Annotated in this window: 19 protein-coding genes; 3 read left to right on the top strand and 16 right to left on the bottom strand. The window is 60.5% G+C overall.

Annotated features, from left to right (window positions below; genetic code table 11):
• Positions 1 to 31 precede the first annotated feature (31 nt).
• From KGA81_RS26795 to KGA81_RS26780, 4 genes are all read right to left on the bottom strand, one after another.
• Positions 32 to 313, bottom strand: a complete 282-nt coding sequence (locus tag KGA81_RS26795; protein WP_223550103.1) for a type II toxin-antitoxin system RelE family toxin — start codon at positions 311 to 313, stop codon at positions 32 to 34.
• Complete coding sequence (locus KGA81_RS26790) at positions 303 to 548, bottom strand: type II toxin-antitoxin system prevent-host-death family antitoxin (protein WP_046040690.1); 246 nt, start codon at positions 546 to 548, stop codon at positions 303 to 305. The genes KGA81_RS26795 and KGA81_RS26790 overlap by 11 nt, the downstream gene beginning before the upstream one ends.
• Before the next feature lie 82 nt (positions 549 to 630).
• Positions 631 to 876 carry a DUF2789 domain-containing protein gene (locus tag KGA81_RS26785; protein WP_223550101.1) on the bottom strand — a complete coding sequence of 82 codons (246 nt, stop codon included), beginning with the start codon at positions 874 to 876 and terminating at the stop codon, positions 631 to 633.
• 139 nt (positions 877 to 1,015) lie between these two features.
• The gene (locus tag KGA81_RS26780; RefSeq protein WP_223550099.1) at positions 1,016 to 1,477 is read right to left on the bottom strand and encodes an aminoacyl-tRNA deacylase; all 462 of its coding nucleotides are present in this window, start codon (positions 1,475 to 1,477) and stop codon (positions 1,016 to 1,018) included.
• Between the two features lie 198 nt (positions 1,478 to 1,675).
• Between KGA81_RS26780 and KGA81_RS26775 the strand changes: the two genes are divergently transcribed.
• Complete coding sequence (locus KGA81_RS26775; protein ID WP_223550097.1) at positions 1,676 to 2,209, top strand: NfeD family protein; 534 nt, start codon at positions 1,676 to 1,678, stop codon at positions 2,207 to 2,209.
• Positions 2,210 to 2,211: 2 nt separating this feature from the next.
• Positions 2,212 to 2,970 carry a slipin family protein gene (locus tag KGA81_RS26770; protein ID WP_223550095.1) on the top strand — a complete coding sequence of 253 codons (759 nt, stop codon included), beginning with the start codon at positions 2,212 to 2,214 and terminating at the stop codon, positions 2,968 to 2,970.
• An 18-nt stretch (positions 2,971 to 2,988) separates the two neighbouring features.
• Here the strand turns inward: KGA81_RS26770 and KGA81_RS26765 are convergent, their stop codons facing one another.
• From KGA81_RS26765 to KGA81_RS26710, 12 genes are all read right to left on the bottom strand, one after another.
• Positions 2,989 to 4,572 carry a glycosyltransferase family 39 protein gene (locus KGA81_RS26765; RefSeq protein WP_223550093.1) on the bottom strand — a complete coding sequence of 528 codons (1,584 nt, stop codon included), beginning with the start codon at positions 4,570 to 4,572 and terminating at the stop codon, positions 2,989 to 2,991.
• 117 nt (positions 4,573 to 4,689) lie between these two features.
• Entirely contained in the window at positions 4,690 to 6,267 is a 1,578-nt protein-coding gene (locus KGA81_RS26760) for an efflux transporter outer membrane subunit (protein ID WP_223550090.1), read from the bottom strand.
• Complete coding sequence (locus KGA81_RS26755) at positions 6,264 to 7,328, bottom strand: HlyD family secretion protein (protein ID WP_223550088.1); 1,065 nt, start codon at positions 7,326 to 7,328, stop codon at positions 6,264 to 6,266. The genes KGA81_RS26760 and KGA81_RS26755 overlap by 4 nt, the downstream gene beginning before the upstream one ends.
• 26 nt (positions 7,329 to 7,354) lie before the next feature.
• Positions 7,355 to 8,887: an MFS transporter gene (locus KGA81_RS26750; protein WP_223550085.1), complete on the bottom strand. Its 1,533-nt coding sequence runs from the start codon at positions 8,885 to 8,887 to the stop codon at positions 7,355 to 7,357.
• Between the two features lie 207 nt (positions 8,888 to 9,094).
• Positions 9,095 to 10,024, bottom strand: coding sequence for a LysR family transcriptional regulator (locus KGA81_RS26745; RefSeq protein WP_223550083.1), 930 nt, complete (start codon positions 10,022 to 10,024; stop codon positions 9,095 to 9,097).
• A gap of 52 nt (positions 10,025 to 10,076) precedes the next feature.
• Positions 10,077 to 10,943 carry an ABC transporter permease gene (locus KGA81_RS26740; protein ID WP_223550080.1) on the bottom strand — a complete coding sequence of 289 codons (867 nt, stop codon included), beginning with the start codon at positions 10,941 to 10,943 and terminating at the stop codon, positions 10,077 to 10,079.
• Between the two features lie 21 nt (positions 10,944 to 10,964).
• A complete protein-coding gene (locus tag KGA81_RS26735; protein ID WP_223550078.1) occupies positions 10,965 to 11,825 on the bottom strand; it encodes an ABC transporter ATP-binding protein in 861 nt (286 codons plus the stop codon).
• A 5-nt stretch (positions 11,826 to 11,830) separates the two neighbouring features.
• Positions 11,831 to 12,856, bottom strand: a complete 1,026-nt coding sequence (locus KGA81_RS26730; protein WP_223550076.1) for an ABC transporter substrate-binding protein — start codon at positions 12,854 to 12,856, stop codon at positions 11,831 to 11,833.
• 18 nt (positions 12,857 to 12,874) lie between these two features.
• Positions 12,875 to 13,762 carry a TauD/TfdA dioxygenase family protein gene (locus KGA81_RS26725; protein WP_223550074.1) on the bottom strand — a complete coding sequence of 296 codons (888 nt, stop codon included), beginning with the start codon at positions 13,760 to 13,762 and terminating at the stop codon, positions 12,875 to 12,877.
• A gap of 383 nt (positions 13,763 to 14,145) precedes the next feature.
• The gene (locus tag KGA81_RS26720) at positions 14,146 to 15,510 is read right to left on the bottom strand and encodes an HlyD family type I secretion periplasmic adaptor subunit (protein WP_223550071.1); all 1,365 of its coding nucleotides are present in this window, start codon (positions 15,508 to 15,510) and stop codon (positions 14,146 to 14,148) included.
• Entirely contained in the window at positions 15,500 to 17,656 is a 2,157-nt protein-coding gene (locus tag KGA81_RS26715; RefSeq protein WP_223550069.1) for a type I secretion system permease/ATPase, read from the bottom strand. The genes KGA81_RS26720 and KGA81_RS26715 overlap by 11 nt, the downstream gene beginning before the upstream one ends.
• A 42-nt stretch (positions 17,657 to 17,698) precedes the next feature.
• Entirely contained in the window at positions 17,699 to 19,054 is a 1,356-nt protein-coding gene (locus KGA81_RS26710; RefSeq protein ID WP_223550066.1) for a TolC family outer membrane protein, read from the bottom strand.
• 356 nt (positions 19,055 to 19,410) lie between these two features.
• Between KGA81_RS26710 and KGA81_RS26705 the strand changes: the two genes are divergently transcribed.
• Positions 19,411 to 21,359 (top strand): retention module-containing protein (locus tag KGA81_RS26705; RefSeq protein ID WP_223550064.1); only part of this gene is annotated, 1,949 nt, incomplete at its 3' end.

Genomic DNA, 21,359 nt, shown 5'->3' with positions numbered 1-21,359 from the left:
CAAATACGTAATAGAGACCTGTCGAGAGCGATCAACGTTTCTTGGCACGCTCATACACTTCACTGCGTTCGCGCTTCCCTACTGCGACGACAGAAACGACGACGCGCTCATCTATCACCTCGTAGACGAGTCGATATCCCGATGACTTCAACTTGATTTTGTAACAGTCGGGCATGCCATGGAATGAGTCGCAAGGGACTCGAGGCAGTTCAAGCCGCTCTGCCAACTTCTTTTTGAATTGTTCACGCAACGTGTGCCCCAGCTTGTCCCATTCCTTGCGTGCAGACGGCAGAAATTCGAGCTTATAAGTCATCCAGCGTTACCGGGATCGGCGTTTCATGACGACGAGAACGCACGATTTCCGCCAACTCCAAATCATCAAGGCGTTCCATCATGGCTTCGAACACATCGGCAGGAACCATGTAGCCCATAACGCGATTGTGATTGAGCACTGCGACGGGCCCTCCATGGGCGCCATTCAAAACGGCAGAGGGGTTTTTCTTTAGTTCAGACACGCTGACAGCCATATCAGCCAAAACACTTTGCATAATTAAGACCTCAAATAAGGTCTTAATTCTGGTCAGTTATTGTAATCAGAGCAACCTCGGTTGAGCACCGCCTATCAGTTTTTTACACCCCCCGCCCCTTCCTCAGCAGCACATCCAGCTGATCGATCACTTCGGCCCAATCCGCGTCCTCGAGAATTTCGTCCCGCAGGAAGTCCGCCTGGCTCTTGTTCCAGAAGAACGCATCCGCCAGTTGCAGCTCCGGCTTGAGCGGTGAATGGGAGGCGATGAATTTGTCGATACTTTCGGCGTCGTCCGGCAGGCCGAGTTGTTTGAACAGGGATGGAAGGTTGTGGGTTGGGCTTTCCATGACGAACTCCAGTGAACCGATTTAGAGACCGCTGCGCGGTCAATCGCGAGCAAGCTCGCTCCCACAAGGATCTGTGTCGATCACAAAACCTGTGGGAGCGAGCCTGCTCGCGAAGACGTCAGCATTGACGAAACAAAACTCAATGACTCAACTCCCGCACCTCGGCATGCGGCACCATTTTCAGGAACTCGGGCATGTCCATGCGCACCAGGTTGACGTGGTTGCCGGCCTCCAGATAGATGTCTTTCTGCCGGGTCAGCAGTGGATCGATCACCACCTCCAAACCATAGGACTCACCCAGCGCCGGTACGGCGCCGCGTTCGCAATCGTCGAACAGATGCGCCAGGTTGCTTTCGCGAGACACCTGCCACTCACCGCTACTGCGGACTTTGCTCAGATCAAGATGACGGCTGGCGGGCAGCACGGCCATCAGGTAATGCCCATGGTGATCGTCGAGGATCACCGATTTTGCCACCCGTTCGGCAGGAATACCTGCGAGCCGTGCCGTTTCGAGGCTGCTGGCCGAGTGTGGGTGGCTGACGATGTCGTAGTTGCATTGAGCCTTTTCCAGGCTTCGCTGCACGGTTCTTGCCATACGCATGATGCACCTCGGTGTCCGCAACAACCGCTGGCGGACGCTGGTTAACAATTCTTTCGGTACTGAAAGTCTAGGCCCGATGACGTGTTCCAGCGGGAAATCCGCCCATCGGATGTCGACGATAATTGAGCAAAATTCATACCGACCAAGGCTCAACTAGACTGTCTACAGAGCCACCCCAAGACTCTCTCGGAGGGTCAAGTGAACATGCGCTGTTGTGCCGTTGCGCTGCTGTTGGCGTTGAGCGGATCGACCTGGGCCGCCGACACGGTTGTATTGCTGGTGCCCAACCCCCTCGGGATCTGGTTGATCACCTTCGGCCTCGCGTTTCTGGTCGCTGAGGCGACCCTGCCCAATTACGGTGTGATCGGCCTGGGCGGCATCGTGATGTTCGTGATCGGTGCGGTGATCCTGTCCAATACCGAAGTGCCCGTGCCATTGATGATCGGCCTGGCAATGGTCAGCGCGCTGCTACTGAGTTACCTGGTGTTTCACGCCCTGAAAACCCGACCGCGACACATCGTCAGCGGTGATGCCGGGCTGCTCGGCAGCGAGACGGCGGTGACCTCATTGCAGATCGGCAATGCCTATGGTGGCTGGGTGCATCTGCAAGGAGAACGATGGCAAGTGCTCAGCGCGACACCGCTGCAGCCCGGGCAACGGGTGCGGGTGGTGGGGCGCAAGGGTTTGCTGCTGCAAGTGGCCGCGGCTGACGCGGCGCCGGGTGGAGAATAGTCATGGGTTTGCAATTAGGTCTTGTCGCGCTCCTGCTGTTGCTCATCGCACTGGCGGGGTCGACGTTTCGCATCCTGCGCGAGTACGAGCGCGGCGTGGTGTTCCAGCTCGGGCGTTTCTGGCAGGTCAAGGGCCCTGGTCTGATCCTGCTGATTCCAGCCGTCCAGCAAATGGTCAGGGTCGATTTGCGGACCGTGGTGCTGGACGTTCCGCCGCAAGACGTGATCACCCGCGACAACGTGTCGGTCAAGGTCAATGCGGTGCTGTATTTCCGCGTGCTCGATCCGCAGAAAGCAATCATCCAGGTCGAGGACTTCCTCGCCGCCACCAGCCAGTTGGCGCAAACCATGCTGCGGGCGGTGCTGGGTAAACACGAACTGGACGAGCTGCTGGCCGAGCGCGAACGGTTGAACCTGGACATCCAGCAAGTACTCGACGCCCAGACCGACGCCTGGGGCATCAAGGTTGCCAACGTCGAGATCAAACACGTGGACCTCAACGAATCGATGATCCGCGCCATCGCCAAGCAGGCCGAAGCTGAACGGGAGCGGCGAGCCAAAGTGATCCACGCCGAGGGCGAATTGCAGGCCTCGGAAAAACTCATGCAGGCCGCCGAAATGCTTGGCCGCCAACCGGGGGCCATGCAGCTGCGCTACATGCAGACCCTGAGTTCGATTGCCGGCGACAAGAGCTCGACCATCGTCTTTCCACTGCCGATCGAGTTGCTCAAGGGCATGGCGGACTTGTCGTCGAAACCTTGAAGGTTGCGATGACGCCACTCATTGCCCGGTATTGCCGGACAGGTACAACCTCGCGACAACACCACCGGCCTTCATCTGACGAGCGATCTGCCATTGCGCCGGCAACGGTGCGAACTCGTCAGGTACGTCGGCGGTGCCGATCAGCCAGACTCGCCCCGTGCCCCTGGACAAATCACTCAAGTGGTCCAGATACACGTCTGGCGTGGTCAAGGTACCGAAACCATAGTCGTTCGGCCGGCTCGAAGTGCCATCGGCCCGTGCCGGGGTGTACAGCAGGGGCTGGGTATTGGTGCGGTTGTAGTAGACGTAACTCAAGTACCAGAGCATGTCACTGGTGACGATCCGGTCACCCGGCTGAAAATGCAGGTTGACGTCTTCCACCAGGACATTGACCTGATCATGGACGTCCACCGTCGCGTTGTTTTTCAGGCCCACCAGTTCAACACCGACAAACAGCACCAGCACCGTCAGGGCCAGTACCCGGGAACCGGAGTACAAGCGGTCGATTGCCAATGCTGCCAACAGCGGCAGGCCAAGGGCATACGCGGTGAGGTAGCGTTCGATGAATATCGGCGAAAAAAACGACACCGCAAACACCAGCAGCATCGGGACAAAGGTGTAGACCGCGAGCAACGCACTGCCGCGGGACACGCTTCGATCACGTGCCAGCGCCACCCACACCAACACAGGCAGGGCCAGCGGCAAGGCGATAAATACCAGCGAGGGCAGGGTTTCGCCGTCGTCCTGGGTCAGTATCGACCAGATCATCGACGGTAAAGAATCCAGGCTGACAGGCAACTCCCAGCCGACATCGCCATTGGCCTTGAGTTGATCCACATGACGTAGCAGCTCGACAAACCCCGGCAGCCAAGGCAGATACAGCGCCACGATAGCCACGTTGGCCAGCCACCAGTCACTGCGCTGGATGTGCTGCAGGCGATGCCCCGGCTGCACACGGATGATCCCCAGGTACAGCCAATGGCACAGCACGCAAAGGGCTGTGAAGTAATGGGTGTAAAAGGCCGCGCTCATCAGCACGACGTAGATCACCAGGTAGCGCCGACGCTGGGGCCTGCGGATCCAGTACACCAGCGCTATGGTTGCCCCCAGCAACCATAGCCCCAGCAGCGAATACATTCTCACTTCCTGGCTATATCGCACCGCCGTGGGAAGCAGGGCCAACAGGAAACCGGCCAGTATCGCGGCACGGCGGGTGGCGAGCCGATCGACCAGCCACACACCAAGTCCGACCGAGGCAATCCCCGGCAGGGCGCTGAGACAGCGGATTGAAAAGATGCCGTCGCCAAACATCGCGATCCAGCCGTGCAGCAACATGAAGTACAGCGGCGGGTGGACATCGAAGGCAGCATGCAACCAGATATCAGGTATCGAATAACGGGCCAGCAGCAGGCTGGAACCCTCGTCGCCCCAAATCGCGGCGGCAGTGAGATCGTAAAAGCGCACCAGCGCGGCCAACACCAGAATCGGCACCAGCCAATGCTCCCGCGTCCAGCGGATCAACAGTTGCGCGCCCCTGGCGAAACCAGGATTGGCGTGCGGTCCCTGAGTGTCGCCCATCGGCGTTTCTCTGCGCGCCTCCATTGCCTCCCCTTGTAACGCTGAGTGAAGAGCCAGATTGTTTGCGCATCACTTTAGCCCTTCAAGCCGAGCATCGTCGATGCTGACCCGGTAATGGAGCGATAGCCGGCGGTGGCACCGTCAGCGCAGCGTCGTCTGCGCCACGGAATACACCGACTCCCAACCGCCACCCAACGCCTTGTACAACCCGACGGCCGCCAGCGACACGCCGGCCGAACTCTCGACCCACTGCTCCTGCGTCGCCAGCAACGCCCCTTGCACGGTGAGTACGCTGACGAAATCCACCACGCCCTCGACGTACTGCTGTTGCGCGGTGTCCAGAGCAATGCGGTTCTGGCGCACGGCTTCGGCCAGGCTGTCGCGACGCAACTGGCTGGCGTTGTAGGCGGTCAGTTGGTCATCGATTTCATGCCAGGCGCGCAGCACGGTTTGCTGATAGGCGATAGCGGCTTCCTGTTGTTGTGCTTCACGTAATTCGAGCACGCCGCGCAAGCGGCCGCCGTCGAACAACGGCAAGCTCAATTGCGGACCGATCCCGAACGAGCGCGAACCCCAGGAGCCGAAATCGCTCAGTTGCATGGCCTGGGAACCAATGTTCCCCGACAGGGTGATGCGCGGATAGAAATCGCCCTTGGCCACGCCAATGCTGGCCGTGGCGGCATGCAGCCGTGCTTCGGCCTGGCGAATGTCCGGCCGGCGTTCAGCCAGTTGCGAGGGCAAGCCAATGGCGACCTGCCTCGGCGTTTGTGGCACTGGTGCATCTGTGGATAACTCCGTCGCCAATGCCTGGGGCGGTTCGCCCATCAACAGGCTCAAGGCATTGATCAGTTGCCACTGGCGCTGCTCCAGTGTGGGCAGACGCGATTCGATGGCCGCTACCTGCGCGGCGGCTTCGGCGACGTCCAGATCCGTCGCGACACCGTCGGCCAGGCGCAGTTGCGAGAGCTTCAGGCTATGACGGGCAACGTCGAGATTCTGTTCGGTGACAAGCCGGGTGTTCTGCACACCACGTAATTGAATGTAGTCCTGGGCGGTTTCGGCCAGCACCGATAGCAGCACGCTGCGCCGGTCGTTCTCGGCGGCTTCCAGGTTGGCATTGGCGGCTTCGGTTTCCCGCCGCACGCGCCCCCAGAAATCCAGCTCCCAGGAGGCGGAAAAGCCGGCATCCCACAGGTTGAAGGCGGATTGGCCGTTGTGTCCTGACGGGTCGTTCAGGCCTTCACCACTGTTACGGTTGCGTCCGTAACGGCCGCTGGCGGTCGTGTTGGGATAGCGCTCGGCGGTGATGACCTGACGCACGGCGCGACTTTGCTGCAAGCGGCTGCTGGCCAGCTTCAGATCGAGGTTGTCGGTCAGGGCGCGCTGGCTCAGGGCCGAGAGTTTCGAGTCGTGGAACACTTCCCACCAGCGCTCGGCCATTGTTTCGGCGACGGCCTGGCTGGCGGCTGCCTTTGATGGTTTCGACCATTCGGTGATTTCGGTGGCTTCGGGCTTTTTGAAATCGGGGCCTACGGTACAGCCGCTGAGGCTCATTGCGAGCACGGCACTCAAGGTAAGTTGCGACAGTTGGCCCCTTCGCGAGCACGCTCGCTCCCACAATGGACTTTCTGTGATACGAAAATCTTGTACATCGCGCATAACCCTTGTGGGAGCGAGCTTGCTCGCGATGGCGTCCGCACCGTCAACACAGGTTTTCATCGCTGAGTCACCTCACGCGAGACATCACTTGCGGTATCAATACTCGCCTCCACCGACATCCCTACCCGCAAGCGCTCGGCCAGCGACTGCCCCGGCTCCAGCACGATCTTCACCGGAATCCGCTGCACCACCTTGGTGAAGTTGCCGGTGGCGTTGTCCGGTTTGACCGCGGCGAACGTCACCCCGGTAGCCGGTGCAATGCTTTCGACACGACCGTTCAATGCCGCGCCACCCAGACTGTCGACGCGCACTTGCACAGCCTGACCCGGCTGTACATCCGTCAGTTGGGTTTCCTGGAAATTGGCCATCACATAAGCCTGCGCCAGCGGCACCACCGCGAGGATTTTACTGCCCGGAGTGACGTAGGCGCCGACCCGCACCGCGCGTTCGCCGACCATGCCGTCCTGAGGTGCGACGATCCGCGTGTAAGACAACTCGTAGCTGGCCATTTCCAGCTTCGCTTGCACCCGTTTCAGGCCGCCTTCGGCCGCATCGCGCTGGGCCGTGAGAATCTCCACCTGCTTGCGTTCCGCCGCCAGCACTGCCGTGGCGTTGGCCAGCCGCGCGGCGGCCTGGTCGATGCGCGTTTGCGCCTGTTGCGCATTTTGCACCGTGCCGGCGCCTACCCCGGCGAGGTGGTTGTAGCGGTTCAACTCATGCCCGGCAAAGGCCATTTCCGCCTTGGCCGAGACCACCGAGGATTGCGCCTGGGCAATCACCGACGTCTGGCGCTCGAGGGTCGCCCGGGCGTTTTGCAGTTGCGCCCTGGCCACCAGCGTTTCGGCGTCGGCGGCCTCGGCGGCGGCGCGCAAATCCCGGTCATCGATCAGCGCCAGCAACTGCCCGGCCCTGACCTGCTGGTTGTCCTCGACCAGCACTTGCTTGATAAACCCGGCGACCCGCGGCACGACCAGGGTGAAATCCGCCGAGACATAAGCATCGTTGGTGCTCTGCTGGGTACGCTTGCCGAACAGGCCCGGCATCGCCAGGTACAGCAGCACGCCGACGGCCAACGCGGCGACCACGGCCACCGCGACTTTCTGCTTTGCTTGAGTGTTCATAAAAACCTTCTGTATCAGTGGAGCATTCAGGTCGGAGCACGCGGCGGATAGATCCGCGTCGGCAGCCAGAAAATCAACAGGATCAAGGTCACGGCGATACCGGCCATGCACAGGTAAAGATCAGAGGAAGTGAGTACCACCGCTTGCTCATGCAGACGATGAGCGAGGCTTGCGCTGTCGCGCTCAGCCAGCGGCGAGTTGCCGAGGCGATCGACCAGCATGGTCGAGTGAAAATGCAGGCGTGCCGTGGTCAACGCCTCGATCACCCCGGTGGCGATGACCGCCGAAAGGCCTTTGACGGTGTTGAACCAGGCCGATGCGAATGGCCCTTGCATCGGGCTGATGCTGCCGGTGGACAGCATCAGCAGCGGCAACACTGCCATGGGCTGTCCGAATATCTGCAGCCATTGCAGCACATAGAAATCGTCGCGAATCCACACGGACGTCAGTTGCGAACCGCCGACGCACGACAGCGCCAGCATGCTCAGGCCAAGGCCCAACACCCAGCGGCAATCGACCCAGCGAAAGTTGCATAGCGCCGCCACCAACGGCAGCGCAATCAATTGCGGCAGCGCCGCCAGCAGCATGATCGGCGCGGCCTGCACCGGACGATAACCCTGGACCTGCGCCAGGTAGCTGGACGGGATAATGATCACTGCCTGCAACACCACCAGTACGCCCGCCAGGGTCAGCAGGGCGAAAGACAGGTTACGGATGCCGAGCATCTGCATCTTGAAAAACGGCATCGGCTGCGACCATTCGCCGGTCAAGAACAGCACCAGCAGCAACAGCCCGCCGCCGAGCAATCCGCAGATCAGGTTCGACTCGAACCAGTCCAGGCGATTGCCCTGCAAGATGCCGATCACCAGCATGCAGATGGCGGGAAAACCCAGCAGCACACCGAGCCAGTTGAAGGACTTGAAGCGTTCCAGACGCATCGGGTCCCGGGGTAAGCCATACGCCACCGCAGCCATGGCAATCAGGCACGGCGCGATGATTTGCCAGAAGGTCCATTGCCAGCCGACATACTCGGTCCACAACCCGGCCAATGGCGTGCCCAGGCCCGGGCCGAACGTCGCTGTCAGAGCATAACCGGCCAGGCCATACAACTTCACATTGGCCGGCAGAAACCGCAGGGCCACGGTCATCAGCATGGGCGGCAATGCGCCACCCGCCAGGCCTTGCAAGGTGCGCAGCAACAACAGGCTTTCGTAATTCGGGGCGAACGGGCACAACACACCCAACAGGGTGAACAGGCCGATGGCCCACAGGGTGAAACGCCGCAGCGAGAACGTCACAGCACACCACGGCGCGAAGGCCATGGCCGCCACGGAAGTCGCGGTGTAACAGGCGACCAGCCAGGTGCCTTCGTCGTAGCCGATGCCCAACGCACCGCGGATGTCGGCCAGGGCGACTTTGGTCACCATCTCGTTCAGGCCCGACACCAGCACCGCCAGCAATACGCCCACCAGGCCGATGATGATTCGAGGGCCGAAAACCTGTGGTGAAGCTGTCGGACCGGACGCGGCGACGGCAGCCGGGGCCGTGAGAGAAGTCATGTATTGCAAGCTCCGGCGTGGAAAGACCGAAGCATTCTAGGAAGCGTAACGCCTGACGAAAATCAACTTATTGGCAGGTTATAAGTGTGCTAGACGCAACAATACAAAACCCTGTAGGAGCGAGCTTGCTCGCGATAGCGGCAGATCAGCCAATAGAGATGTCGAGGCCGCCGGCCTCATCGCGAGCAAGCTCGCTCCCACAGGAGTTCAGCGGTGACTTTCAGGTTGTGCAGCCAGCCACGTCTCATCGCAACACGTCTTGAGCGTTTCGCGCAGCCAGCGATGTGCCGGGTCCTTGTCGAAACGCGGGTGCCAGGCCTGGGTCAGCATCAAGGTCGGCAACGGGATGGGCAGGTCAAACGAGCGCAGCTTCAACCCCAGCCGCCGCACGCTCAGCAATGCTTCCTTGGGCACCGGCAGAATCAGGTCGGAATCGGGCAAGGCGAACATCGCCGCATGAAAACTGGGCGCGATCACCGCCACCCGCCGCTCCAGCCCCAGGGCATTGAGCGCGGTATCGATGGGCCCACGGGCAATGCCACGCCGGGACATGCTGATATGGGAATAACCGGCATAGCGCTCTGCCGTGATCTCTTCGTCCAACAGCGGGTGATCCTCACGCACCAGGCCGACGAAGTGGGTGGAAAACAGGTTCTGGACTTTCACTTCCGGCGTCAGGGGACGGGTGTTACTGATGCTCAGATCGATCCGCCCTTCACGCAACGCCTCATCATCGCCATCGCCTTCGGGGACGAAACGCAATTCACAGTGCGGTGCCTGTCGGTCAAGGGTGTCGAACAGCTTGCCGCCGTAAACGCCGACAAAAAAGTCGTTGGCCCGAATACTGAAACGCCGCCGCAACGAACTCAGTTCCACCGCATCAGCCGAGCGAAACAGCAACCCGGCCTGCTCCACCACACTGCGCACCTGCTCGCGCAATTCCAGCGCCTTGGGGGTCGGCACCAGGCCACGCCCGGCGCGCACCAGAATCGGATCGCCAATGGCTTCGCGGATGCGCGTCAACGTCCGGCTCATGGCCGCCGGACTCAGGTTCATCCGCCGCGCGGCGCCCATCACACTGCCCTCGTCGAGCAAGGCGTCGAGGGCGACCAACAGGTTCATGTCTGGCAATTGCATTACGAGCACTCGTGTCGGATCAGGGCTGACTCAAATGCAATGCTAGCAAACATCACCGAACCATCCCCCACCGTTTCACCGTCACCCGCTCCAAAGAATCAAACACCAGATTTTCCACCAGCAACCCAATCAGAATCACCACCGCCAACCCGGCAAACACCTTGTCGGTATACAGCTCATTGCGGTTCTGAAAGATGTACCACCCCAGCCCACCTTTGCCACTGGTAGCGCCGAACACCAGCTCAGCAGCAATCAACGTACGCCAGGCAAACGCCCAGCCGATTTTCAGCCCGGCGAGGATCGACGGCAGTGCTGCCGGGATCAGGATGAACAGCACGAAACGCATGCCCTTGAGGCCGTAGTTGCGCCCGGCCATGCGCAGGGTTTCCGAGACGCCGAGGAAGCCAGCGTAGGTGTTCAGCGCCAGCGCCCAGAGTACTGAATGCACCAGCACGAAAATCAGGCTGTTCTGGCCCAGTCCAAACCACAGCAGCGCCAATGGAAGCAGCGCGATGGCCGGCAACGGGTTGAACATCGAGGTCAGGGTACTGAGCAAGTCGCGACCGAATTGCGTCGACACCGCCAGTGTGGTCAGGGCGAACGCCAAGGCGATGCCGATCAGGTAACCCTTGAGCAACACCACCAGGGAAATCCACACCTTGCCCAGCAATTCACCGCTGAGCAGGCCGTCGTACAAGGCGTGTGCGGTTTGCACAAAGCTCGGCAGCAGCAGGTCGTTGTTCTGATACCGGGCAACCGCTTCCCAAAGCACGGCGAGCAAAATCAGGATCAGGCTTTTACGTAGCCAGCTCTGTTGCCACAGACGTTGGCCGAGGGGTAATTCACGCTCCAGCGGCACGCTGGTCAGTGGCTGCAAAACCGTTTCGAACGCTTCACGTCGGGATGATAAATGGCTCATCGGGCCCTCCTTTCAACTGGCTCAATAAGCGATGCGGATGTCGGCGAAATCCAGTTCATGATCGGCTTGGGTCGGCTGGCCTTCGTCGAACAACAGCCGATGGATGCGCCGCGCTGATTCCTGGAACGCCACACCGCCGAGGCTGTGCAAATCGTATTGGTGGCTGTGGACTTCCGCCCTCACCCGGCCCGGATGCGGCGACAGCAACAGAATGCGATTGCCCACCACCAGCGCTTCTTCGATGGAATGCGTGACGAACAACAGCGTGAAACGCACCTCCTCCCAGAGCAGCAATAACTCTTCCTGCATCTTGCGTCGGGTCAGGGCATCGAGGGCGGCGAAGGGTTCGTCCATGAGGAGGATTTTCGGCTGCATCGCCAGTGCCCGGGCAATAGCAACCCGCGCCTTCATCCCGCCCGACAGGGTATGCGGATAAGCATCGGCAAACGCCGCCAGACCGACCTTCTCCAGATAGTGCAACGCCCGATCTTCGGCCTCTTTGCGCTTGAGGGTTTTCGAGGCCAGCAGCGGGAACATCACGTTCTGCTTCACGGTTTTCCACGGCGGCAGTTGGTCGAACTCCTGGAACACCACGATCCGGTCCGGCCCCGGCGCATCGACGCGCTGACCTTGCAGGCGGATCTCGCCTTCCACGGGCTGGATGAATCCAGCCGCAGCCTTGAGCAACGTCGACTTGCCGCAACCGGACGGTCCGAGCAGGACAAAACGGTCCGCCGGATCGATCTCGAAACTGACTTGATGGGTCGCCCGCACCACACGTTGCGGTGTGCGGTATTCGAGGCTGACGTTATCGACCGACAGCAGCGCCTGGGCTGCCGCGATCGATTTGCTGACCGTGTGGCCTTGCAAAGGGGCATTCATTTCGGTCAGCTCCCTTGCAGCGGCTTGGCATCCTGGAAGAAGTAATCCTTCCACGAATCAGGTTTGTTTTTGATCGCACCGACGCGGTAGAGGAACTCGGCCAACGGATAAGTGTTTTTCGGCGTGACGCTGAATTCGAACTGCGGGTTGTCGATGATTTTCAGCAACGCGGCGCGGTCTATTTTGGCCTTGGTAACCCGGATGTAAGTGTCCGCCGCCGCGCCTTTGTCGTTCTGGGCAAACGTGGCCGCTTCGGTCAGTGCTTCAATGAATGCCTTGTAGGTTTTCGGGTTCTCATTGCGGAATTTCTCGGTGGCGAACAGCACCGTCGGCGAGTTCGGACCGAGCAGGTCATAGGTGTTCAGCACCACGTGCACGTTGGGATTGACCAGTTCCTGATCCTGGAACGGCGGGTTGGAAAAGTGCCCGCTCAGCTCGGTGCCGCCGGCCACCAGCGCCGCTGTCGCGTCGGGGTGCGGAACGGCGATGGTGTACTTGTCGAGGCGGTTGAACTCCTTGTCGCCCCACTGCTTGGCCGCCGCGTATTGCAGGAAGCGCGACTGCACCGACACGCCCACCGCCGGCACCGCGATACGGTCCTTCTCGGTGAAGTCGGCGATGGTTTTGACCTTGGGGTTATTGCTCACCAGGTAGTACGGAAAGTTGCCCAGGGAGGCCACTGCCTTGACGTTCTGCTTGCCGTGGGTGCGGTCCCAGATCGTCAACAACGGGCCGACGCCTGCGCCGGCAATATCGATCGAGCCCGACAGCAACGCATCGTTGACCGCTGCACCGCCGGAGAGCTGGGTCCAGTCGACCTTGATGTCGATACCTTCCTGCTTGCCGTATTTCTCGATCAGGTTCTGATCGCGCACCACATTGAGCAGCAGGTAAACGATGCCGAACTGTTCGGCGATGCGGATTTCACCTTCGGCGTGGGCCTCGGTCGGCGCCACCAGGCTGCCGGCGATCAGGCTGAAACCCAGGCCGACGGCGGCGGCCAGCGGTACGAATGGAAGACGTTTGGACATGATCAAATCTCCGACAAATCAGAAAGGCGCGTCGCCCTGGATGGTGGTGCGATACAGCTTGCGACGCAGATGGCTGGGGCATCCGGCGGCGAGGTGGATCAGCGAACGGTTGTCCCAGAACACCAGGTCGTGGGGCTGCCATTGATGGCGGTAGATGTTTTGCGGCAGCACGCTGTGGGCGTAGAGTTCGGTCAGCAGTTGTTGGCTCTCGTCGTCCGGCAGGCCAACGATACGGGTGGTGAACCCTTCGCTGACGAACAGTGCCTTGCGGCCGTTTTCCGGATGAGTACGCACCACCGGATGCACCACTTCGGCGACCTGGGCGAGCTGCTCCGGGGTCAGGGTCGGGCGCCAGTTGCCTTCGAATTTGGTCTCGCTGTAACGCGCCGTGTAGGAGTGCGCGGCTGAGCGACCTTCCACCGCTTTGTGCAACGCGAGCGGCAGGCTTTCCCAGGCTTTGTGCATGTCGGCGAACAATGTGTCGCCGCCTTCTGACGGCAGCTCCTGGGCATACAGCATCGAACCCAGGCTCGGCAGTTCCTTATAAGAAAGATCGGAGTGCCAGAACTTGCCGGCGTCGCCCAGGCCGATGTTCTGGCCGTTTTCGACAATGTTGGAAACGATGAGGATTTCCGGATGCCCTGCCAGCAGGAACTGCTTGAGCACATGGATCTGCAACACGCCAAAACGACGACTGAAGTCGATGTGCTGTTCGGGGGTGATGCGCTGGTCGCGGAACACCACCACATGATGGTCCAGGTGCGCGCGGTGAATGCGTGCGAAGTCCTGATCATTGATCGGACGGGACAGGTCGAGGCCGATGATTTCGGCCCCCACCGCACCGCTGAACGGGCGGATTTCAAAGAACTGTGGCGCGATGCTTGGCGAAGCTGAAGCTGCAGACATAAATCACTCCCACGCACGGCACGCTCAAAGGCGCGCGCGTCGATCAGAAACTCACGGAGGTCCCGTGTTGGTTCGTGTCGTGCGGCGCGCCGATTGGTCGGCAGGTACGCAGGAGGTTGACTTTATAGATATAAGAATTGAAATTTAAATACCGTTAGAGAATAACGATATGGCGATTGCTAAGGAGATGGGGAATCGTGGTGTGACGTTATTTGTCACTTTTTGACAGGATTGTGGTGTTTTGGCGGACGCCATCGCGAGCAAGCTCGCTCCCACAGGGGTTCTCCGTTGGGCACAAAATTGTGTTCCAGCAAAAATCCATGTGGGAGCGAACTTGCTCCGGGCGGCGTTCCGACGATGAGGCCCGTCGCCTCAATGAAGATCTAGCGCTCGTGCAACGCCTCGGCCCGCGCGCGGATGATCGGCTTGAGCAGGTAGCTGAGGACGGTCTTCTTGCCGGTGATGATGTCCACGGAAGCTACCATCCCCGGAATGATCAGCAACGGCTTTTCATCGGTGCCCAAGTGGCTGCGATCGGTGCGCAGCTTGATGATGTAGTAGGTGGTTTTCTTGTCTTCGTCAGTGATGGTATCGGCGCCGATCTGCTCGAGCCTGGCCTTCAGCCCGCCGTAGATGGTGTAGTCATAGGCGGTGAATTTCACCGTCGCTTCCTGCCCCGGGTGCAGGAACGCAATGTCTTGCGGGCGGATCTTCGCCTCGACCAGCAAGGTGTCATCCAGTGGCACGATTTCCACCAGATCGCTGCCTGGCTGGATAACCCCGCCGATGGTATTGACCAGCAGTTTGTTGACGATACCCCGCACCGGCGAAGTGACCAGCGTCCGGCTGACCCGGTCTTCCAGGGCCTTGCCGGTGGCCTGGGCCTTGTTCAGGTCGGTGCGCGCTTCGTTGAGTTGGGTCAGGGCATCGCTACGGAATTTGCCACGGGTTTCATCGACCTTGCGCTGCACTTCCTTGATTGCCGATTCGGCTCGCGGAATGGCCAGGGTGGTGGCGTCGAGCTGACCACGGGTCTCCGCTTCGGCACGCCTGAGGCGCAGGACTTCCACCGGTGATACCGCACCCTGGGCCACCAACGGCTCGGACATGTTGATTTCCTGACGCTGGAAGCCCAATTGCTGGCGATACTGCGCTTGCTTTGACGTGAATTCGCGCAGTTCCTGCTGGCGCTGGATCAGTTGCTCCTGCAAGCCGCCGATTTCGTCGTGCAACTGTTGACGACGGCTTATATAGAGCGACTCTTCGCTCTTGGCCTGACCCGGCACGGCTTTGAGTACATCCTCGGGGAAGTTCAGCGGGCGATCTTCGACCTCGGCGCTCAGGCGTTCGACCCGCAGCAGCATCGACAACCGATCGGCCTCGGTTTCGCCAACGTTCGAAGCAAATCGCGTGTCGTCCAGGCGAATCAGCGGTGCGCCGGCTTCGACGATCTGGCCTTCCTTGACGAACAGCTCGGCAACGATACCACCCTCAAGGTTCTGGATTTTCTGGATCTTCGACGATGGAATCGCCTTGCCGTCGCCCTTGGTCACTTCGTCGATGACCGCAAAGTTGGCCCAGAGCATCAGGAATACAAAGAAAGCGATGATCGCCCAGATCGTCAACCGCACCACCCGCGGTGCGTCCTCGATCAGCGCCTTGTTGACCTCCGGCAGCGGCTGGCCCTGCAGCGAAGCAGTGCCTTTGAAGTAGCGACGGATCGAATCCTTACCCGACTTAAGCAACACTGATCTGCCCCTTCTTCAACGCTTCCATCACCGCGGCTTTCGGGCCGTCGGCGAGTATCTGCCCGCGGTCGATCACGATCAGCCGATCGACCAGCGACAACAGCGATGCCCGGTGCGTCACCAGCACCATGGTCTTGTTTTCGATCACCGCCGCCAGGCGCTGCTTGAGGCGTTCTTCGCCGGTGTTGTCCATGGCGCTGGTCGGCTCGTCGAGCAGCAGGATCGGCGGGTTGAGCAACAATGCACGAGCCAGGGCGACGTTCTGCCGTTGACCACCGGAAAGGTTCTGCCCGCGCTCGCCCACTTGCAGCTCATAACCCTGTGGATGCAGGCGCGCGTATTCGTGGACGCCGGCCAGCTCTGCCGCTTGCAGCACCAGTTCGTCCTCGACATACCGCGCACCAGAAACCAGGTTGTCGCGCAAGGTGCCAGCGAGCAACTGAATGTCCTGGGGCACGTAGCCGATGTTGTAGCGCAGCTCGCTGACATCGATCTGGCGAATATCCACACCATCGACCAATAACGAGCCATCATCCGGCTGATACAGCCCCACCAGCAGTTTCGCCAGGGAGCTCTTGCCCGAACCGCTTCGGCCAATGATGCCGACCTTCTCGCCGGGACGAATCGACAGGTTGATGTTCTTCAGCGCCGGGTTCTGCTGTTGCGGGTAGGTGAAGTTGAGCTGGCGGCACTCAATGCCGCCTTGCAGCACTTTGCGGCTGAGCGGACGCTCTTCGAAATTGCGCTCTTGAGGCAGTTCCATCATCTGGTCGACCGAGGTCATGGTCACCCGCGCCTGCTGATAGCGGGTCAACAACCCGGACAGTGACGCCAGCGGGCTGAGCGCTCGGCCACTGAGCATGTAGCAGGCAATCAGGCCGCCCATGCTCAGGTGGCCGTCGATGATCTGGTATACGCCGAAGACGATCATGATCACCCCGGCCAGTTGCTGGATCAGCAAGGTGATGTTCATCGCCAGGCCGGAGAGCATTTTCACCCGCAACTCAAGACGACTGAGGGTGCCAATGGTCTGTTCCCACTGGTACTGGCGTTCGCTTTCGGCGTTGTTGACCTTCACCGCATCCAGGCCGGCCAGGGTTTCGATCAGACTCGACTGACGTTCGGCCCCCAGCGCCATGGTCCGTTCCATGGTTGCTACCAGGGGTTTCTGCAAGGCATAGCCGATGGCCAGGGCAATCGGGAATGCCAGCACCGGTATCCACACCAGGTGCCCGCCGAGGATCGCGATGACGATGAAAATCAGAATCGTGAACGGCAGGTCGATCAGGCTGGTGAGGGTCAACGAGGCGAGGAAGTCGCGCAGGCTCTGGAATTCATGGATGTTCTGGGCAAAGCTGCCGACCCGTGCCGGCCGGTATTTCATGGCCATGCCGACGATGCGCTCGAACAGCGTGGCCGAGATGATCAGGTCGGTTTTCTTGCCGGCCAGATCCAGGCACAGGCTGCGCAAGCTTTTCAGGATAAGGTCGAAGAGATAGGCGCCCGTGATGCCGAGTGCCAGCACCCAGAGCGTGGCTTCGGCCTGGTTCGGCACGACGCGGTCGTAAACGTTCATCACGAACAACGGCGCAGCCATGGCGATGATGTTGATCAGAAAACTGGCGGCAATGGCGTCGGCGTACAACCAGCGTGAACGCTTGAGGGTGTCGCGAAACCACGAGCGTGCACGCGGAATCAACGTACCGTGATTGACGTCGAATTTGTGCTGGGGCTGGGCGAAAAAGACCTTGCCGGTGTAGTCGTCGGCCAGCAGCTCACGGCTGACCAGGGACTCGCCGCCATCGCTTTCGCTGAGCAGCACCCGTACCTGATCTTCGCCTTGCCAGCCAAGCAGGACGGCACTGCGACCGTCCTTGAGCAGCAACAATGCCGGCATGGCAATCGCCGGAATATCCTCCAGCTTGCGCTGCAGTACCCGACCTTGCAGCCCCGCGCGAGCGGCCGCGCGAGGCAGCAAGTCGACACTCAGGCGTTGCTCGGGCAGCGGCAGGCCGGTGGTCAGCATCGCCGCGCTGGCAGGCTTCTGGTGCAGCATGCACAGAGCGAGCAGACCATCCAGTAACGGATCGTCATGCAACGCGCGCGGATCATGAATGAGTTGAACCCGACTGACTTCTGATTCCACGCTCGGCACTCTTGGCTAACAATTGAACAACGAAGGTCCCGCTCAATTCATACCGGGCAATTGAACCTTGGGCTTCACGTCGTTCTGCACAACGGATGCCAATGGTGCGACCACTCCCTGGCTTTTGAGCAATTCGCCCATGGTCGCCTTGATACGGTACTGAGTAAATAACTGAGTGTTCTTGATCTCCGCCAGACGACGAGAGGAGGTAAACAGTTCGTTCTCACTGTCGAGCAAATCGAGCAGGGTGCGCTCGCCGAGGCTGAACTGACGCTGGTAAGCGGTCCGCACGGCGGTGCTGTGATCGACGTATTGCTGGGCGATCGGCACCTGCGCGTTGGCATTGTTCAGGGCGTTCCAGGCCAGACCCAGCTCTTCATTCAATTGGCGCAAGGCGTTGTTGCGGATGTCCAGCGCCTGGTTCGACTGGTAGGCCTTGGATTCCAGATCGGCCTTGTTGCTGCCGCCGGAATACAGGTTGAAACGCATGCGCAGCATGGCCTGCCATTCGTTGTCGTGGCCGTTCTGACCATCAATGTCGTTGTTTGCGGTACGACCCAATTCAGCATCGAAGCGTGGGTAGAAGGTCGACTTGGCCGTGTCGTACTGCTTCTCGGCAGCGGCGATATCGGATTCGGCCGAGCGCAGGATCGGGCTGTTTTCCAGCATCTGCGCACGGGCTTCATTCAGGTTGGCCGGCATCAGCGCCATGAAACTCGCCGGGCGCTCCAGTTGATCGGGCATCTGGCCGACAGCGGAGAGGTAGTTGGTTTCGGCGTCAGCCAGGTTGGTCTGCTCGGTGATCAGGTTGTTGCGCGCCTGGGCCATCCGCGCCTCTGCCTGATCGAGGTCGGCGCCGCTGCCGACGCCGCGCTGGGTGCGCAGCTGGATCTGGTCGTAAATGCGTTGGTGACTCTTGAGGTTGTCCTCGGCCAGACGCACGAATTCGCGACGGGTCAGCACATCGAGATACACCTGGGCCACGGTCAGCCCGGTACGCTCGGAAGTACTCAGCAGCGAGTAGGCACGGGAGTTGACGGCGGCTTGTTGACGCCCCACTTCGCTGGACGTCGCAAAACCGTCAAAAACCATTTGGGTCAGTCGCAAACTGGACTCACTGCGATTCAGGGTTTCCCAGTGGTTGTTGCTACTGCTGTCCGTGCGTGTAGTCACGCTATCGGTGCCTTCACGACCGTAACCACCCAGCAGGTCGACCCGTGGCAGGTATCCACCTTTCGCAGCCTTCAATTGATAGTCCGCAGCCAATCGGCTGTTGACGCCTGCCTGGACTTCCGGATGGACGTCCAGCGCTTGTTGCATGGCGTCTGGCAAGGACTGCGCCTGAACAAAAGACGCGGCGAGGACGAAAGGTATAGCCATGAACAAGGGCGAACGCATTGTAGGAATTTCCCAGGACTTCTTGTCTTGAATCACAGCAAAAGAGCGCGCTGCGTTGAAAGATGGCAAGCCAAATGACCGTATGTCGGAAAGTTCAGAAGCGGAACTGGATCACATACCGAGGACAGGTCGTGGCTGAAATATCAATGTGACATTACTGGGGCGATTGTTTAGGATGATCTGCAGAAGGTCAATAGTTTGGCATAAAGTTAATAGCGAAAAACTCTAGCCAAATTATTGACGGATTTTTGCGTCAAACTTGTGCACCCTTTTTGCAATGTACGTCCAGACTGGTAGGCGCAGGCGCCATCAGGTCTATGGAAGTCAACTGAACGTGACACCCCGGAGAGTCTTCAATGAGCAGTGTTGTTGCCATCGTCAAAAGCATTGTCGGTCAGGTTTTCGTGGTGTCCCCAGAGGGCGTCCGCCGTGTTCTCGTTGAAGGCGACAAACTGTTCGCCGGTGACCAGATCGACACTGGCCTTTCCGGTGCCGTGTCCCTGGAACTGGCCGATGGCCGCACCCTCGATCTGGGCCGTGACACCCAGTGGAGCGCTGACGCTCCGGACTCCGGCACTGATCTGGCAGCCGCCACTGCGCAAGCCGCGCCATCGGTAGAAGAGCTGCAACAAGCCATTGTCGCCGGTGCCGACCCGACCAAAGACCTTGAAGCCACCGCTGCGGGGCCGACGGCGGCAGGCTCTGGTGCCGCCGGTGGCGGTCACAGCTTTGTGGTGCTCGACGCTACGGCTGGCCGCGTCGATCCGACCATTGGTTTCCCGACTGCGGGCATCAACGCTGCCGGGCAAACAACCCTGGAAATCCCGGGTGGCCAGACCACCAATACCAATGCCAACGCCAATACCAACGCCAATACCCCGAGTGAATCAGTCCTCAGCCTCAGTGCCACGCCGACCATCACCGAGGCCGGTGGCGTGCTGGTGTACACCGCGACCCTGACACAGGCACCGCTGAGCGACCTGACTGTCACCTTGTCCAACGGCGCAGTGATCGTGATTCCCGCGGGTGCGACCACCGGCACCATCAACGTGCCATTGGCTGCGAACGACACTGTCTATAACGACGCGACCCGGATCGAAGTAACGGTCACCGGCACCAGCGGCGGCAGTGGCATCACCGTGACGCCACCGACTACCCCGGTCGTGACCCAGGTCACCGATACCGTCGACACCACCGGACTGAGCCTGAGCGCCACCGGCACCATCACCGAAGGCGGGCAGATCACCTATACCGCCACCCTGACCAACCCGGCGCAGACGCCGGTGACCGTCACCCTGTCCAACGGCTCGGTCATTACCATCGACGCAGGCCAGACCAGCGGCAGCGTCAACGTGCCGACTGCGGCCAACGACGTTTATGTCAACGGCAACACTGTCAGCACCACCATCGCCGGTACCACCGGCGGCAACTTCGAAAACCTGGTGCCGAACACCGCGCCGGCCGTGACCACCATCACCGACTCCGTGGACACCACCGGCCTGAGCCTGACGGCCACCGGCACCATCACCGAAGGCGGCCAGATCACCTACACCGCGACCCTGACCAACCCGGCCGGCACGCCGGTGACCGTGACCTTGAGCAACGGCTCGGTCATCACCATCGACGCGGGCCAGACCAGCGGCAGCGTCAACGTGCCGACTGCGGCCAACGACGTTTATGTCAACGGCAACACTGTCAGCACCACCATCGCCGGCACCACCGGCGGCAACTTCGAAAACCTGGTGCCGAGTAAAGAGCCGGCAGTAACGTCCATCACTGACTCGATCGACACCACTACGGTGACCTTGACCGCCAACCCGAGCGTCGACGAACACGGCACCATCACCTACACCGCCACCCTGACCGACAAAAACGGTGACCCGGTCACCGCACAAAACGGTCCGGTCACCGTGACGCTGGACAGCGGCAAGGTCATCACCATCGCCGAAGGCCAGAGCGCCGGCAGCTTGCCGGTCACCGTCGGCAACGACGTGTACCAAGGACCAACCACGGTCAGCGAATCCATCAAGGACGCAGTGGGCGGTAACCTCGAAGCCATCGATCCGATCAAGACCCCGGTCAGCACCACGGTCAACGACGTCAACGACGCCACCACCGTGACCTTGACCGCCACCCCGAGCGTCGACGAGCACGGCACCATCACCTACACCGCGACCTTGACCGACAAAAACGGTGACCCGGTCACCGCACAAAACGGTCCGGTCACCGTGACGCTGGACAGCGGCAAGGTCATCACCATCGCCGAAGGCCAGAGCGCCGGCAGCCTGCCGGTCACCGTCGGCAA

Origin of the sequence: Pseudomonas sp. A-B-19, assembly GCF_019947515.1 — a bacterium.
GTDB lineage: Bacteria > Pseudomonadota > Gammaproteobacteria > Pseudomonadales > Pseudomonadaceae > Aquipseudomonas.
Note: the sequence above shows the minus strand (reverse complement) of the source record. Positions and strands in the feature narration are given on the sequence as shown.

Excerpts from the sequence above, each read along its gene's own strand:
- KGA81_RS26745 (WP_223550083.1), bottom strand. The coding sequence starts at position 10,024 with ATGCAATTGCCAGACATGAACCTGTTGGTCGCCCTCGACGCCTTGCTC.
- KGA81_RS26760 (WP_223550090.1), bottom strand. The coding sequence starts at position 6,267 with ATGAAAACCTGTGTTGACGGTGCGGACGCCATCGCGAGCAAGCTCGCT.
- KGA81_RS26730 (WP_223550076.1), bottom strand. The coding sequence starts at position 12,856 with ATGTCCAAACGTCTTCCATTCGTACCGCTGGCCGCCGCCGTCGGCCTG.
- KGA81_RS26770 (WP_223550095.1), top strand. The coding sequence starts at position 2,212 with ATGGGTTTGCAATTAGGTCTTGTCGCGCTCCTGCTGTTGCTCATCGCA.
- KGA81_RS26740 (WP_223550080.1), bottom strand. The coding sequence starts at position 10,943 with ATGAGCCATTTATCATCCCGACGTGAAGCGTTCGAAACGGTTTTGCAG.
- KGA81_RS26750 (WP_223550085.1), bottom strand. The coding sequence starts at position 8,887 with ATGACTTCTCTCACGGCCCCGGCTGCCGTCGCCGCGTCCGGTCCGACA.
- KGA81_RS26765 (WP_223550093.1), bottom strand. The coding sequence starts at position 4,572 with ATGGAGGCGCGCAGAGAAACGCCGATGGGCGACACTCAGGGACCGCAC.
- KGA81_RS26780 (WP_223550099.1), bottom strand. The coding sequence starts at position 1,477 with ATGCGTATGGCAAGAACCGTGCAGCGAAGCCTGGAAAAGGCTCAATGC.
- KGA81_RS26735 (WP_223550078.1), bottom strand. The coding sequence starts at position 11,825 with ATGAATGCCCCTTTGCAAGGCCACACGGTCAGCAAATCGATCGCGGCA.
- KGA81_RS26795 (WP_223550103.1), bottom strand. The coding sequence starts at position 313 with ATGACTTATAAGCTCGAATTTCTGCCGTCTGCACGCAAGGAATGGGAC.
- KGA81_RS26755 (WP_223550088.1), bottom strand. The coding sequence starts at position 7,328 with ATGAACACTCAAGCAAAGCAGAAAGTCGCGGTGGCCGTGGTCGCCGCG.
- KGA81_RS26790 (WP_046040690.1), bottom strand. The coding sequence starts at position 548 with ATGCAAAGTGTTTTGGCTGATATGGCTGTCAGCGTGTCTGAACTAAAG.
- KGA81_RS26785 (WP_223550101.1), bottom strand. The coding sequence starts at position 876 with ATGGAAAGCCCAACCCACAACCTTCCATCCCTGTTCAAACAACTCGGC.
- KGA81_RS26710 (WP_223550066.1), bottom strand. The coding sequence starts at position 19,054 with ATGCGTTCGCCCTTGTTCATGGCTATACCTTTCGTCCTCGCCGCGTCT.
- KGA81_RS26725 (WP_223550074.1), bottom strand. The coding sequence starts at position 13,762 with ATGTCTGCAGCTTCAGCTTCGCCAAGCATCGCGCCACAGTTCTTTGAA.